12 protein-coding genes are annotated in these 15027 nt (G+C 72.8%); 5 read left to right on the top strand and 7 right to left on the bottom strand.

Annotated features, from left to right (window positions below; translation table 11 throughout):
• Positions 1 to 20: 20 nt before the first annotated feature.
• Positions 21 to 1046, bottom strand: coding sequence for a Gfo/Idh/MocA family protein (locus tag Dsi01nite_RS15805; protein WP_203846895.1), 1026 nt, complete (start codon positions 1044 to 1046; stop codon positions 21 to 23).
• 85 nt (positions 1047 to 1131) lie between these two features.
• Between Dsi01nite_RS15805 and Dsi01nite_RS15800 the strand changes: the two genes are divergently transcribed.
• Positions 1132 to 2610 carry an ankyrin repeat domain-containing protein gene (locus tag Dsi01nite_RS15800; protein WP_203846894.1) on the top strand — a complete coding sequence of 493 codons (1479 nt, stop codon included), beginning with the start codon at positions 1132 to 1134 and terminating at the stop codon, positions 2608 to 2610.
• Here Dsi01nite_RS15800 and Dsi01nite_RS15795 read toward each other — a convergent pair.
• The gene (locus Dsi01nite_RS15795) at positions 2584 to 3087 is read right to left on the bottom strand and encodes a cupin domain-containing protein (protein ID WP_203846893.1); all 504 of its coding nucleotides are present in this window, start codon (positions 3085 to 3087) and stop codon (positions 2584 to 2586) included. The genes Dsi01nite_RS15800 and Dsi01nite_RS15795 overlap by 27 nt on opposite strands.
• 90 nt (positions 3088 to 3177) lie before the next feature.
• On the opposite strand from Dsi01nite_RS15795, the gene Dsi01nite_RS15790 reads away from it, so the two are divergent.
• On the top strand, positions 3178 to 3648 hold the full coding sequence (locus Dsi01nite_RS15790; RefSeq protein ID WP_203846892.1) for an RrF2 family transcriptional regulator: 471 nt from the start codon (positions 3178 to 3180) through the stop codon (positions 3646 to 3648).
• A gap of 32 nt (positions 3649 to 3680) precedes the next feature.
• On the top strand, positions 3681 to 4004 hold the full coding sequence (locus Dsi01nite_RS15785; protein WP_203846891.1) for a hypothetical protein: 324 nt from the start codon (positions 3681 to 3683) through the stop codon (positions 4002 to 4004).
• 40 nt (positions 4005 to 4044) lie between these two features.
• Here Dsi01nite_RS15785 and ybiA read toward each other — a convergent pair whose 3' ends face one another.
• The 5 genes from ybiA to Dsi01nite_RS15760 form a co-directional block, all read right to left on the bottom strand.
• The gene (gene ybiA, locus Dsi01nite_RS15780) at positions 4045 to 4527 is read right to left on the bottom strand and encodes a riboflavin biosynthesis intermediates N-glycosidase (RefSeq protein ID WP_203846890.1); all 483 of its coding nucleotides are present in this window, start codon (positions 4525 to 4527) and stop codon (positions 4045 to 4047) included.
• 59 nt (positions 4528 to 4586) lie between these two features.
• Positions 4587 to 5273 (bottom strand): hypothetical protein, encoded by a 687-nt coding sequence (locus Dsi01nite_RS15775; protein ID WP_203846889.1) that lies wholly within the window; start codon positions 5271 to 5273, stop codon positions 4587 to 4589.
• 37 nt (positions 5274 to 5310) lie between these two features.
• Complete coding sequence (locus tag Dsi01nite_RS15770; protein WP_203846888.1) at positions 5311 to 6573, bottom strand: ammonium transporter; 1263 nt, start codon at positions 6571 to 6573, stop codon at positions 5311 to 5313.
• 127 nt (positions 6574 to 6700) lie between these two features.
• Positions 6701 to 8449, bottom strand: coding sequence for a tetratricopeptide repeat protein (locus Dsi01nite_RS15765; protein WP_203846887.1), 1749 nt, complete (start codon positions 8447 to 8449; stop codon positions 6701 to 6703).
• Positions 8450 to 8503: 54 nt separating this feature from the next.
• A complete protein-coding gene (locus Dsi01nite_RS15760) occupies positions 8504 to 9298 on the bottom strand; it encodes a class I SAM-dependent methyltransferase (RefSeq protein WP_203846886.1) in 795 nt (264 codons plus the stop codon).
• Positions 9299 to 9516: 218 nt separating this feature from the next.
• Between Dsi01nite_RS15760 and Dsi01nite_RS57325 the strand changes: the two genes are divergently transcribed.
• Together Dsi01nite_RS57325 and Dsi01nite_RS15725 are read left to right on the top strand one after the other, a co-directional pair.
• Complete coding sequence (locus Dsi01nite_RS57325) at positions 9517 to 14661, top strand: putative Ig domain-containing protein (protein WP_275423371.1); 5145 nt, start codon at positions 9517 to 9519, stop codon at positions 14659 to 14661.
• Positions 14658 to 14975 carry a hypothetical protein gene (locus Dsi01nite_RS15725; RefSeq protein ID WP_203846885.1) on the top strand — a complete coding sequence of 106 codons (318 nt, stop codon included), beginning with the start codon at positions 14658 to 14660 and terminating at the stop codon, positions 14973 to 14975. The genes Dsi01nite_RS57325 and Dsi01nite_RS15725 overlap by 4 nt, the downstream gene beginning before the upstream one ends.
• Positions 14976 to 15027 lie beyond the last annotated feature (52 nt).

The following is a 15027-nucleotide window of genomic DNA, read 5'->3' as shown; positions in this document are numbered from 1 at the left end:
TCACCACCCGGCCGGGCGCGTCATTCGTTGGGGTACACGAGCCCGATCTGGCGGCGGATCTCATCCATCGTCCGCATGATCGACAGGGTTTCGCTCAGCGGCAGCAGCGGTGACTCGGTGGCACCCGCCGCCAGCAGGTCCGCGAAGTGCGTCGCCTGGTAGACGAGGCCCTCGTGGCCGGCGACGGTGCCCGGCGCGCTCTGCTGCGTGTCGCCGGTCAGGTCCGTGAAGCGCACCGACTGCGGCTGGTAGAAGGGGCCCGCGAGCTCGATGCGGGCCGCGGTGCCGGAGACGCTGGCCGTGGTCGGCGTCGCCGAGGTCTGGGTGGTGGAGATGATCCCGTGCGCGCGGCCGGTCCGCAGCACCGCGGACACCTGGGCGTCGACGCCGGTGTCGGTCATGGTGCCGGTCGCCTGGATCTCCTCGGGTGCGCCGAGGACGAAGGACGTGAACGAGATCGGGTAGATGCCGAGGTCCAGCAGGGCACCGCCGGCGAGGGCCGGGTTGAGCAGCCGGTGCGTCGGGGCCAGGTCGAAGTGCTGGCCGTGGTCGCCGATCACCGTCTGCACGTCGCCGAGCGCGCCGTCGGCGAGCAGCTGGCGCACGATGTCGTAGTGCGGCAGGAAGCGGCTCCACATGGCCTCCATCAGCAGCAGCCCCGAGGTGCGGGCCAGCTCGATGAGCTCCGACGCCTGCGCGGCGTTCTGCGTGAAGGCCTTCTCGACCAGGACCGGCTTGCCGGCGGACAGCGCCAGGCGGGTCTGCTCGTAGTGGTGGCTGTGCGGCGACGCGACGTAGACCGCGTCGATGTCACCGTCGGCGACGAGCTGCTCGTAGGAGCCGTAGGCGCGGGCGACCCCGTGCCGCGCGGCGAACTCCTGGGCGCGCTCCGCGGAGCTGGAGCCGACCGCGACCACCTTGGACTTCGAGTGGCGGTGGACGGCGGCGGCGAACTGGCCCGCGATCCATCCGGGCGCGATGATGCCCCACTTGATCGGCGGGGCGTCCTGCGGGTCGGCGGTGCGCGCGTTGGGCAGAGTGCTCACGTTCGTCCTTCGAGTTGGCTCGGGTACTCCCAGCGAAAACTACACCGCGTCGCCGGCCGCTACGATCATGGCCATAGCGCGTCAGATGTCGTCGATGCCGCCCGGCCCGAACACCGTGCGGACGTGGCTGCTGCACCGTCGGTACGCCGTGCCGACGGCGATGATCGACGCGGCGACCGGGTGCCGGCTCTCCGGGGACTGGCAGGGTGCCTGCGCCGCCGCGCACGTGACGCCGGACATCGACCTGCGCGCCGTCGAGCGGGAGCACGGCGCGCAGGTCGCCGCCATGATCGAGGACGACCTGCGGCACCTGGCGCCGGACCTGCTGCGCTGGCACGAACCACTCGACCGGCACTACTCCTGGTCCGCCAGCAGCGAACCGGTGCCGATGACCCGGCTCGCCGGCGGCGCCGGCCTCCACCTCGTCCAGGGCGCCAGGCAAGGGCACCGGCGGCCGTTCCGCCTCCGCGTCGGCGTCTCCCGCGGCGCGCCGCTGATCGACCGGCACCTGTGGGACGTCCGTCAGGCGCCGCTGCTGCACACCCTGTGCGGACCGGAGCCGGTCGGCACCGACGCGGTCTGCCCGCACACGACCGGCCGGCAACGCGAGGCCGCCGCGGCCGCGGGGATCGACGCGACGGCCCTGGCAGAGCCGACGTCGCAGTACAGCCTGGCCGGCTATCCGCTGGTCTGGTCGCGACTGGTGCCCGCCGCCCTCGCCCTGCTGGCACGCCACCGCAGCGACGCCGGGATGGTCGACCTCGGTGAGGGCTGGCTCGACCTCCGGGCCCGTCCGACCGTCATCGCCACGCCGGAGCTGCGGGACCGGCCGCCGAACGTGCCGCTGCTGCAGCTCTCGGACTGGCAGGAGCCGCTCGACGCCGAGCTCGTGCGTCACGGCCTCCTCGACCCGGACGCGCTGCACCCGCTCGTCCACGCCGGCCTCCTGCCCGGCCGGACCCAGACCAGGCGGCCGTGGGTCCCGCCCGTGCCCGCCGTCGTGACGATCGACTGCGGCGGGCGGACCCACCGGCTGGCCGCCCGCGACGGGCGCTGGCACCCGCTGGACCATGAGCCGGGGCACGTGGCGCGCGAGACGGTGCTGGCCGCGCTGGGCGGTCCCATCGACGGCTGCGCCGACGCGCTGCTGCACTGGCAGGCCGGCGGCCAGGGCCTCCGGATGCTGCCCCCGCCGGTGCAGCACCTGCACGACGAGCTCTGGATGCGGGTCCACCACGGCGACACCGACGGCGTCCTGCGGCTGCTCGACGCGGGACTCCCGCCGGCCGTCGAGCGCAACGGCGCCACGCTCATGCACGCGCTGCGCTCGCTCGACCATGCGCGGGTGCTGCCCCGGCTGCTCGCGCTCGGCCTGGACGTCAACGCGCGGACGCGATCCGGCGCGACGCCCCTGCACACCGCGCTGGCCCACCCCGAGGCCGGCACCGACCTCATCGCGGCGCTGCTGCGCGCCGGCGCCGACCCGCGGGCGACGAACGACCAGGGCGAACGCCCCGCCGAACTCTCCCGGAACCCGTCAACGATCGCCCTGCTGGACGGCTGAGCGCCGGCTCGCCCAGACCGGGCTGTCCACATAGTGGTTGTCGTAACGGTCCTGGGTCTCCCCGACCTGCTGCCAGGTGGCCTCGCCCCGGTGCACCTGGTCGAGCAGCCGGTAGTAGTCGAACCGCGGCTTGCCCGGCGTGATCACGACGAGGAAGTCGGCGTCGCGGCCGTCGGCGGGAGCGAACGCGTGCGGGGTGTTCGGCGGCACGAACAGCGTGTCACCCCGGTGCAGGGTGTGCAGCTCGTCACCGACGAGCAGCTCGAGCGCGCCGTCGAGGACGAAGAACAGCTCGCCGGAGCGGGTGTGCAGGTGCGGCGGCGCGCCGTCGGTGCCGTGCTTGAGCAGCGTCCGGTTGGCGGTGAGGGCGCCGCCGGTGTGCTCGGGGTCCAGCAGCAGCGTGATGACGCTCGCCGGGTCGCTGTCGAGAACCTCGGCCTTGTCCGCGCGGACCAGTGTGATGGCGTTCGTTGTCATTCCTGGATACTAGATGTCCAGGATCTACGGCCGCTACCGATCATGGCCCACGTCACAGGTTCTGGACATGTAAAGTCCAGGATTATGCGGATGAGCCAGGGCGTCGAATGGGCCCTCCACACCTGCCTGAACCTGACCTGGGTGGACGCTCCGGCACCGGCCGGGGTGCTCGCGGCGTTCTACGAGCTGCCTCCGGCGTACCTGAACAAGCAGCTCCAGGCCCTGGTCCGGGCCGGGATCCTGACGTCGGTCCCGGGGCCGCGCGGCGGCTTCCAGCTGGCCCGACCCCCGGAGACGATCTCGCTGCTGGACATCGTGACCGCGATCGAGGGACCCGAGGAGCTGCTGCGCTGCGACCAGATCCTCACCAAGGGCCCCGGCTCCCACGCCGGCGTCGACTACCGGCAGTCCTGCGCGTTCGCCCAGGCGATGCGGGTGGCCGACCTGGCCTGGCGGCGCGAACTGACCGCCAAGACCGTGGCCGACGTCCGCGCCGACGTCGTCCGCCTGCACCCCTCGTCCCCGGCAGACACCCGTTCCAGGATCGACGCATTGCGCTAGATCCTTGTTGCTGCGGCCCGTAGCCTCGGCCCGTGGACGACCGTGAGCCGTACCTGCGATATCAGGAAGACCGGACCGTGCTGCGGGCAATCGGTGTCGACTTGGATCGCCAGGTCGGCCGGGTCAGCGTGCGGTTGACCCGATCTCTGGCGGAGTCGGCGGTCGCCGCCTGGGACCGCGACGAAACGGACGAGGTCGGCGAAGAGAGCCGCGAAGAGTGCGAACTGCGTGGCGATGCCGCCGATCTGGCCCTGATCGGCCTGGCAATCAGCGAGCGCGGCAAGTGGGACGGCGACCAGGTCGTCGTCGACCTGGATGTCGCCCAGGTCGCGGCGGCGTTGCGGGCCGCCTGGTAGGTCAGCGCGCCCGGCCCGCCGGGGTGTCACCGTTCCCGGATCACCGCCTCGGGCGGCGGCCATCGCTGTCGAGAGCTTCGGCGAGCTCGGCGTGCAGCTGGCTGCGGGTGCGCACCAGAATCCGCCCGAGCATGTTCTTGCCGTTCCCGGTCCTGCCCCGACCCCAGTAGTGATCGGTGGTGGTGTCCTCGACGATCTCTTCGTCACCGGTGGACAGCAGAATGTCACGGATATCGGCATGCGCGCGGAACTTGGTTACCACCGCACGGCGCATCACGTCGTCCTTGACCCGTTCCCAGTCCCTCCGCAGAGGTTTGGATGAGTCACGGCCCAGCTCCGCCGCCCGCAGCGGTGTGCGAGCACGCCGGATGAGATCCGCGTGACGAGTGCCCTTGAATTTCTGCGCCTGGAAGTAGTGCTCCGAGGCTGGCCACCAGACCCCGTCGAGGTCGAACCCGTGATCGGAGAAGTTCGAGAAGCATCCGTAAGGGACTTCGTCGGCGCCGTAGAAGTAGATCGTCATGAGAACCTCGCGGGTGTACCAGTGGCTCCGGGCAACCGTGGATCCGTCGGGTTGTGGGACTACAGCTGAATGCTCCGCCAGGAGAAGCGCTTCTCCCAGTTGCCGTTGCCGTCCCGGAACTCGCGCATCGCCTGTGCGACCGCCCGCCGGTCCGGGGTGACCGCCCGCCGGTGCCGGTCCGGGGATCCGTCGCGGTGCTCGACGGCGTACTGCCCCGGCGGGGCGGCCGCCTGGTCGCCGTAGCCGACCTGGAAGTACGTCCCCTCGTCGGCCGTGTGCAGGATCGCGAACCAGCGCTCGCGGGACAACGTGAGGACCGTCCGCTCGATCGTCTCGTCGTCGGGATCGTCGATCCGGGTCCCGTCGGAGCGCTGGAGCGACGGACCGGTATGCGGTGCCGCCGCGGCGTGCTGGTGCACCCTGTCGTTCTGGGGGTCGTAGCAGACGAAGCCGCGCGCCACCGCCAGGCCGGGGACGAACGCGACGGCCACGGACGCGGAGCGCCAGGGCATCGTCATGACCGCGTGATCCGGTCCGATACTGGGCGTCGCCGACCACACCTCGCCGTCGACCGCGAGGCCCGCCTGCTCCAGGTGCGCGGCAACGTCCGCGACGAGGGCGGCGACCTCGACCCCGGGGACGAGGTCGTCCCCCGGCGCGTCGCAGAGATCGTGGTAGCGGGCGGTGGCCTCCTCCACTGACACTGGCGTGTCGCCGGCCTTCCACACTCCAAGATCGAAACTCATGTCGAGATGGTACGCACGTCCGCGGCCACCTTGCCGATCACGCGAGGTGGCTGACCCGGCCGCCGGTGCTGGCGTGCTGCTCGTAGGCGCTCTCGGCGTGGATGACGAGGTCGAGGCCGCCGCGCTCGTGCTCCGGGCTGACCCGGAAGCCGACCGTGCGGTCGATGACCTTCGCGACCACCCAGGTGACGGCGAACGCGTACACCGCGACCACCAGCACCGCCAGGGCCTGCCGGCCAAGCAGGTCCAGGCCGCCGCCGAAGACCAGGCCGCGGTCACCGCCGGTGACCGTGGCGGTGGCGAGGACGCCGATGAGCACCATGCCGATGAGGCCGCCGACGCCGTGGACGCCGACGACGTCGAGGGAGTCGTCGTAGCCCAGCTTGTACTTGAGGCCGACGGCGTAGCAGCAGACCACGCCGGCGACGGCGCCGATGGCGAGGGCGCCGAGGGGGTTGACGGCGCCGCAGGAAGGGGTGATCCCGACCAGGCCGGCGACGGCTCCGGAGGCGGCGCCGAGGGTGGTCGGGTGGCCGTCGCGCCAGCGTTCGACGATGAGCCAGCCGCCGACCGCGGCGGCGCCGGCCACCTGGGTGTTGAAGAACGCGGTCGAGGCGACCCCGCCGGTGGTCAGCGCCGAGCCGGCGTTGAAGCCGAACCAGCCGAACCACAGCAGGCCGGCGCCGAGGATGACCAGCGGCAGGCTGTGCGGCCGCATCGCCTCGGTGCGGAAGCCGAGCCGGGGCCCGAGCACCAGGGCGAGGGCAAGGGCCGACGCACCGGAGTTGACCTCGACCACGGTGCCGCCGGCGAGGTCGAGGATGCGCAGGTGGGTGGCGATCCATCCGCCGCCGAAGACCCAGTGCGCGATCGGGACGTACACCACCAACACCCAGATCGCCACGAAACCGATCCAGGCGCCGAACTTCGCGCGGTCGGCGATCGCCCCACTGAGCAGGGCGGCGGTGATGATGGCGAACATCAGCTGGAAGCCCGCGAACGCCATGGTGGGCACGGAGCCGGTCAGGTCACGGGGGCCGATGCCGGCCATCCCGGCGTGTTCGAGGGAACCGATCAGGCCGCCGGCGCTGTCCTCGCCGAACGCCAGGGAGTACCCGGCGACGACCCACACGACGGTGACCACCGCGAGGCAGGCGAAGGACATCATGAGCATGTTGAGCGCGCTCTTGATGCGCACCATGCCGCCGTAGAAGAGCGCCAGGCCCGGCACCATCAGCAGCACCAGCGCCGCACTCACCAGCAGCCAGGCGGTGTCGCCCGCGCTGAACCCCTCCGGCATCCCGGACCCCTCCCCTTCGCGATGTGGTCCGTGATCGCCGTTGATCGCGTGGCATGCAGCGTCGCGGCCGCGCGTTTCAGCCGGTGAACGTGCTTGTTTCCAGCGTGTTTCCGGGGTCACATTCCCGCTACGACTGATGGAGCGCGCGGCGGTGCTCGGCGTGGACGGCGAGCGCGTCGGCCAGTGCGGCCTCGTGGGCGGCCGGGTACCGCTCGGCCAGCGACCGCCAGATGGGCAGCGCCTCCTCGTCGAGGGCCACCGCCTCTTCCGAGCGGTCGAGGGCGTGCAGCGCCTCGGCCGTGTACCGCAGCGACCAGGCCAGCTCCTCGCTGTCGGGTGGCCCCGTCCGGCGTTGCAGCGCCAGCGCCTCCTCGGCCGCGGCCAGCGCCTCGCCGGCCCGTGCGAAGCGGCGCAGCAGCAGCACCGACTTCTTGCGCAGGGCGGCGGCCAGTTCGGTCGGCGTCGCGCCACGGGCCGCGGACGTGGCGCGGACGGCGGTGGCGAGCGCCTCGTCGGACGCGCCGACGTCGGACAGCCGCTCGGCGAGGATGACCAGCGCCCGGCTGTAGGCGGCCGGCCGGTGACCGGCCGCCTGGTGCAGCTCGACCGCCTCCCGGGCGACGGCGAGGGCCTCGTCGTCCCGGTCGAAGTGGGCCAGGCTGACGGCCAGGTTGGTCAGCGCGTGGCCAAGTCCGTCGGCGCGCCGGCCGGGGTCGTTGCGGTCCGCCGAGCGCAGCAGCTCGACCGCCTGCTCGTCGACGGCCAGGGCGTCCTCGCGGCGGCCGATCCGGTCCAGTTGCAGCGCGAAGTTGCTGGTCGCGATCCCCAGCGCGGTGCGGTACGTGCCGGGGTGCAGCTCGTCCAGCTCCTCGAAGATGTCCACGGCCTCGTCTGCGGCGCTCAGGGCCTCCTCGCGGTGGCCCAGGTCGCCCAGCCGGAGCGCCAGGACGTCGAGCGCATGGGCCAGCTTCGGCCGGTAGGCGGCCGGCTCGGCGACCGCCATCCGGCGCGCCAGGGCGACCTGCACGAGCTCCGAGCGGGCATCGGTCGCCTCGGGGCGCGCCGGCGCTCTGTCCGGTTCCGCTTGCGGCTCCGGTTCCGTTCGAGGCTTCGGCACGTGCACCGTCGTCGGCTTCGGTGCGTGCACCGGCGTCGGCTTCGGTGCGTGCATCGGCGCCGGCTCGGTGGGCGCCACGACCGTGAGCCACTCGGAGGAGCGGGGGCGGTACCCATGCCGCCGGAGCAGGCCGTGGACGATCGCCGCCGTGTGGGCCGCGCCGTACACGACCGCCACGTCGATCCGCTCGGCCGAACGCTCCCGATGGATCTCCGACAGCGCGGCCAGCAGGCGCTCGTCGCGGGTGCCGCCGAACACGCCGTCGAGCTCTTCGGTCAGCTCGTGGTCGGCGGCGTCGGCCGACAGGTCGTCCAGCTCGATCTCGCGGCCGAGCAACCTCCGGCGGCCACCGAAGAACTGCAGCACCGCCACCACCGGCATGACCAGCCACACGAGCAGCCGGGTCCGCAACGGCAGCCGCCGCCAGTCCTGGCCGAACTCGCCCGCGGTCACGTCCGGATTGATCACCGGTACGCCCAGCTCGGTGTACGGGATGCCGTCCTCCACCAGACCGGACCGCTGGTTGGCCGGCATGAACCGGTAGGTGGCCGTGAGGGCCCAGCTGAGCACCGAACGGCCGCTGACACCCTCGACCACGAGCAGGTCACAGCGGCGGAGCCGCTCGCTCACCGCGGCGTAGAACTCCGGGCTGGCCACGTGGAACATGGGGAACACGACGAACTGCAGTCCATGACCCGGCCGGCGCAGCCGCAGCACGGCCGAGCGGGTGCCGATGACGCTGTGCTCAACGATCTGCACGACGCCAGTGTGACCCTTCGATGCGCTCCGCGTCGCCCCGCCGACGGCGCTGTTTCAGCCCGAATGCTGCCGGCGGGCCAGATACAGCACCGTCTCCACCGTGAGCGTGACGTGCTCCCCGGCCGTGTCGAGGATCGCCTGGAACAGGTTCGCGCGGGTCTGCTCGCCGAGCATCCGGCAGGCCGACTTGGTCGAGTGGTAGGCCACGTAGTCCGCTGTGGACAGTGTGCGCTCCCGTTGGTACAGCCGCTCGGACAGCGCACCGAACTGCGGCAGCGTCCGCAGGTCCGTGCCCGGCCACGACGTCGCGAGCTCGGCCTCCAGCGTCGGTTCGGGGTCGATCTCGACCGCGGTGTCGATGTCGGGCGCGTGGGTGTGGTGCGCCGCCACGATCGCGGCCCGCACGTCCGGGTCGGCCGGCCGGCCACCGTTCCAGAACAGGGCCAGGGTCCCGCCCGGCGCGAGGGCCGCGGCGGCTCGCTGCCACCGCACGGCCGGGTCGGTCCAGTGCCACGCCTGCGCGCTCAGCAGCAGGCCGAAGGGCTGCGGCGGCACGAAGTCCTCGAACGCGCCGACCTCCACGGTCACCTCCGGGTGGCCGGCCACCCGCCGGGCCAGCACCCGGGCCATCGCCTCGTCCGGCTCGAGCGCCGTGACGGCGACGCCCCGCTCCGCGAACGCCACGGTGGCCTTGCCGGTGCCCGCCCCGACCTCCAGCGCCGCGGCACCGTCGAGCCCCGCATACGCCAGGACGTCATCGATCAACGCCGGCGGATAGTCGGGCCGGAACCGCTCGTAGTCGTCGGCCACCTCACCGAACACCCGCGCCCGAACCCGCTCCCCCGCCATGCGCCCCACCCTAGTGCCGTGAGTCGTTCCTGCGGGTGCGGTAGCGGGCGTCCACCGACGGGTGTCCACCGGCCGGTCAGATCACACCCCGTGACAACGGGCGTCCGGGCACACCGCGGCACACCGGTGACGCCACCGGCGATCCCAGTGTTGACCTTGAAGGGTGCCGGTTTCCTACGCTTTGCCGCTCCCGCCCACCGAAGCGAAGGTCACCGTCTGTGCCAACATCCCTGCGTCCAAGCCGGTCCCGCCGGCTCTGGTACGCCTTCATCGTCGTCGCGCTCACCGTCGTCGCGGGCGGGGTGACCGGCACCGCCCTGGCGGCGGCGACCCCACCGGCCCTCACCGGCCCGGGCAACCAGACGAGTGCGGCAGGCACAGCGGTCAGCCTGAGCGTCGCCCGTACGGGCGGGACCAGCCCCTTCACGTGGACCGCCACGGGCCTGCCCGCCGGGCTGACGATCAACGCGACGACGGGAGCGGTGTCCGGCACCCCGACCACGGTCGGCGCGACCACCACCAAGATCACCGTGACGGACGCGGCCAAGGCGACGACCAACGTGTCCTTCACGTGGACCGTCGTGATCGGCGTCTCCAACCCCGGCCCGCAGGCCGCCACCGTCGGCGTCGCGGTCAACCTGGCGATGGCGCGCACCGGCGGCACCAGCCCGTTCACCTGGTCGGCGACCGGCCTGCCCGCCGGGCTCGCCATCGCCGCGAGCACCGGCCTGGTGACCGGCAAGCCGACGGCGGCCGGCACCGCCACGAGCACGGTCAAGGTGACCGACTCGGCCGGCCGGACCGGCACCGCCACGGTCGCCTGGACCGTGACCACACCGCCGGCCGTCACCAACCCCGGCAACCGGACCATCACCATCGGCATCCCGGCGTCGCTGACGGTCGCCGCCACGGGTGGCACCGCCCCGTACACGTGGGCCGCGACCGGTCTCCCCGCCGGCCTGACCATGAACGCCACGACGGGCGTGGTGTCCGGCAGCCCGACCGCCGCCGGCTCGTCGACCTCGACCGTCACCGTCACCGACGCCGCCGCCCGCACCGCCACCGCGTCGTTCACGTGGAGCAGCGGCCCGGCACCCGTCGTGGCCAACCCCGGCAACCGGACCCTCACCGTCGGGACCGCGGCGTCGCTGACCGTGACCGCTTCCGGCGGCACCGCCCCGTACACGTGGGCCGCGACCGGCCTGCCCGCCGGCGTGACCATCGCCGCGTCGACCGGCGTGGTGTCCGGCACCCCCACCACCGCCGGCGCCTACGCGCCCGTGGTGACCGCCACCGACGCCGCCGGGCGGACCGGCACCGTCACCTTCTCCGCGGCCGCCGGCACGCCCGTCGCCGTCACCAACCCGGGCGCGCAGGCCGCCACCGTCGGCGCCGCCACGTCGCTGACCGTCGCCGCGACCGGCGGCACCGCGTCCTACACCTGGGCCGCGACCGGCCTGCCCGCCGGCCTCACCATCAACGCCACGACGGGCCTCGTGTCCGGCACCCCGACCGCCGCCGGCACCGTCACCGCGACCGTCACCGCCACCGACGCGGCGGGCCGCACCGGCACCGCCTCCGTGGCGTGGACCACCGCGACCGCGGTGACCCTGGCCAACCCAGGCCCGCGGACCGCGACCGTCGGCACCGCGTACACCCTCCAGCTCAGCGCTGCGGGTGGCGCCGGCGCCTACACGTTCACCGCGACAGGGCTGCCCGCCGGGCTCACCATCGCCGCGGCGACCGGCCTGATCTCCGGCACCCCGACCGCCACCGCCACCTCGACGGTGACCATCACGGTCACCGACGCCGGCCGGCGCACCGCCGGCACCACCTTCACCGTCGCCGCCGGCGTCGCGCCCACCGTGACCAGCCCCGGCGACCGCACCACCACCATCGGCGTCGCCACCTCCGTCACCGCCTCCGCGGCCGGCGGGGTCACGCCCTACACCTGGTCGGCGACCGGCCTGCCCGCGGGGCTGACCGTCGACGGCAGCACCGGCGCGATCACCGGCACGCCCACCGCGACCGGCGTCGCCTCCGTCACGCTCGCCGCGACCGACGCGGCCGGGCGCACCGGCCGCGTCACCTTCACGCTGACCGTCGGGCTCGCCGTCGCCAACCCCGGCACGCGGGCCGGCACCACCGGCGTGGCCACCCAGCTGACCCTGTCCGGCACCGGCGGCACCCTGCCCTACACCTGGACCGCGACCGGCCTGCCGGCCGGCCTGTCCATCGCCAACGGCGCGATCACCGGCACGCCGACGACCGCGGCGACCTCGACCGTCAAGGTCACCGCGACCGACGCCGCTGGGCTCACCGGCAGCGCCACCTTCACCTGGACCGTCGCCGCGCCCGTCACGGTCACCAACCCGGGTGCCCAGGCCGGCACCGTCGGCGTCGCCGCGTCGCTGACCGCCGCCGGCGCCGGTGGCGTCAAGCCCTACCTGTGGACGGCGGCCGGCCTGCCGGCCGGTCTCGCGATCAACGCCACGACAGGCGCCGTCACGGGCACGCCGACCACCGCCGGGACCGTCACCGTCACGGTCACCGCGACCGACGCCGGCGGCCGCACCGGCAGCGCCACATTCGGCTGGACCGTCGGCGCGGCCCCGATCGTCGCCGACCCCGGCGCGCAGGCCGGCACCGTCGGCGTGCAGAGCTCCGTCGCGTTCACCGCGACCAGCGGCGCCGCCCCCTACACGTGGACCGCGACCGGCCTGCCCACCGGCCTGTCGATCAACGCCACCACCGGGGTGGTCAGCGGCAAGCCGACCAAGGCGGCTTCGACGTCCGCGAAGATCACCGCGACCGACGCCGCGAAGCGGACCGGCAGCGTCACCGTCGCGTGGACCGTCACCACCCCGGTCGTCATCGACAACGTCTGGGGCACCATCTCCGTGACCGGCTCCGAGCCGAGCAGCGTTGCCCTGACCGCCACCGGCGGCGCCGGCGGCTACCGCTGGGCGGCGACCGGGCTGCCGGCCGGCCTCACGCTCAACGCCTCCACCGGGGTCGTCGAGGGCATGATCGCGGAGCCTTCGAGCGAGGACACCGCGTACTACCCGGGCGTGACCGTCACGGCCACCGATGCCGCGGGGCGCGTCGGCACGACGCAGTACCAGGTGTCGGTGTCGCGCCGGGTGATGGTCCGCCCGAAACTGAGCACGCAGATGGTCAGCGCCTACGCGACCCTGGGCACCGGCGAGACCCTGCAGGTCATCGACCAGACCGCGGGTGACCGGCTGGTCGGCAGCTGCACCGTCGCCTCCGTCGCCGCCACCGGCAGCTGCACGCCGCAGGTGAGCTACAAGGCGCAGGGCACGCACACGTTCGTCGCCCGGGTCGTCCGCGCCGACGGCTCGGTCCGCGCCGCCAGCCTCCCGCAGGACGGCACCTTCACGGCGTTCTCCCCCACCAAGCCGCTCACCGTCACGCATTTCCTCTCGTACGCCGACGCCGGCGCGGCGCAGTCGGTCGACATCACCGCCATAGTGGAGGGCGCCGGCGACCTGGTGTCGTCGCCGTACTACCTGGAAATCGAGGACTACACGAGCCACACCGTGGTGGCCTCGTGCGCCGCCGGCTGGATGTGCCGGGCCACGGTCCCCGCCGCCCTCGCCGGCCACGACTTCTGGGCGGTCCTGACCACCTACGACGTGTATCCGACCGGCGGCCGGACCTGGGACTGGCCGAAGTCCTACATCGGGAAGATCGACTTCGGCCCGGCCGTGGTGACCCTCGATCCTTACACGTACGGTGACGGCTTCTGGGGCTTCAACGTGTGGTCCAACCGCTACGACCGCACCGTGACCATGCCGGGCCGCTACGGCGGCGGCGGGTTCGTCGTCACTGACGCCACCACTGGTGTGGCGGTCGGCATCGGTACCGCCGCCGGCACCGTCTGCGGCAGCACCTACGACACGTCGGCCCGGGTGATCTACGACAACCTCGGCCCCAGCGACGAGCCGAACTCGCCCTACTGGCAGATCAAGTCGGTGCTCAAGGCGCCGGTCTGGTACTGCAACTGGACCGTCAAGGGCGACCGTCTCGACCCGACACACGAGTTCGTCGCGTCCGCCAACAACAACGCCCAGAACCGCTGCTTCAGCGTCCTCGACTGCGGCACACCGATCTACTCCTCGCCGGCCTGGTCGCTCGCCACCGGCGCCGAGTGGCTCGACACCCACGGCTACTGGCGCGGCGGCCTCAACCCCGTCATTCCGCCGCGGACCGTCGACCCGGCGGACATCCCCGCCTACGGCACCAGCGCCTCCGACGTCTCGTTGTGGTGGCAGGGCCTGAACACGATCCAGCAGAGCCCCCTGCCCTTCACCTACCCGGAGCGCATCGGCGAGCTCGACGGCATCCCCGTCGTCATCCGTGACGCCGCCAACCAGATCGTCATGGACCGGGAGCGGACCCGGCTCGTCGCCCGCGCCGCCCAGCTCGACGCCGACTACCAGCACATCCAGCAGATGCGCGAGCAGAACCGGCTGATGGAGCTGTTCCCGCAGGCGACCAGCGTCAGCGACGCCGTGAACAAGGCAGAGGCGGAGCAGCTGCGGCTGGCAGGCGACTCCGAGGCGGTCCTCAAGCAGATCGACGGCATCGACGCCGTCAAGCAGCGCCTCGCCGACCACACCGTCCCCGCCTACCTGGTGTCGTTCTCGGTGACGCGCGGCAACGGGCGAGCGGTGGTCGCGATCAACAACCCCGACACCGCCGAGAACGTCGTCACCTACGTCCCCGGCACCTACGCGGCGTTCGGCGGCGGCTTCAAGGGTGACATCGAGCGCTCCGACAAGATGGTCGCGGACGCGCTGGCGATCGCTCCGGGCAAGCGGACGTCGTCGATCAGCTGGCTCGGCTACGACGCCCCGCAGAGCATCCTCCCGGGTGCCGCGCAAGAGCAGTGGGCGGTCGCCGGGGCCCCGGACCTGCGCCGCTTCCAGGCGGGACTGAGGGCGACCCACCAGGGTGCCCTGCACTCCACCCTCATCGGTCACAGCTACGGCACGGTCGTCATCGGCTACGCGGCGCGTGAGACCGCGGGCGTCGACGCCGACGACATCGTGCTCGTCGCAAGCCCCGGCGTCGGCGTGAACTACGCGGAGGACCTGCACGGCCCGGCCTACGGTCACGTGTGGGCGTGCACCTACGGCTTCGACCTGATCCGCGCGGTCCCGAACGGTCCCTTCGGCGTCAGCCCGACCGACTGGGTGTTCGGTGCGAAGCAGTTCGGGCTGGACTTCGACCCGACGCTGAACCACACGAACTACTGGGACGGCGACTACAGCAGCAACTCGGTGCGGCAGAGCATGGCGGCCATCAACACCGGCCTGTACGGGTCGGTTCGATGACCCCGGTCGTCGGGCCGGCGGCCACGCCGCCGGCCCGCGGCCAGACCCTCGGCGCGGTCCTCGGCGCGCTGCCGCACGTGCTGCTGATGGCGTTCCTGATCCTGCAGCTCATCGTCAACGGCGACCCGGAGGCCCGGTCGTTCATGGTGCTGCTGGTGATCCCGGAGCTGGCGATCGTGCCGGTCGGGGTGTTCGTCGGCGGGGTGTGCATGACCCAGCCGTACGCGCGGGCGTTCGGACGGGGCGCGCTGTCCAGCACGCTCATCGGCGCGACCGGGTTCGTCCTGATCTGCCTGGTGACCACGTCCGTCTGACTGGTCCTCGCCCCGGTGCCCGCGGACGTGCCGGGGCGGCTGCTCGTCAATT

Origin of the sequence: Dactylosporangium siamense (assembly GCF_016862795.1) — a bacterium.
GTDB classification, from domain to species: Bacteria; Actinomycetota; Actinomycetes; order Mycobacteriales; family Micromonosporaceae; genus Dactylosporangium; species Dactylosporangium siamense.
Note: the sequence above shows the minus strand (reverse complement) of the source record. Positions and strands in the feature narration are given on the sequence as shown.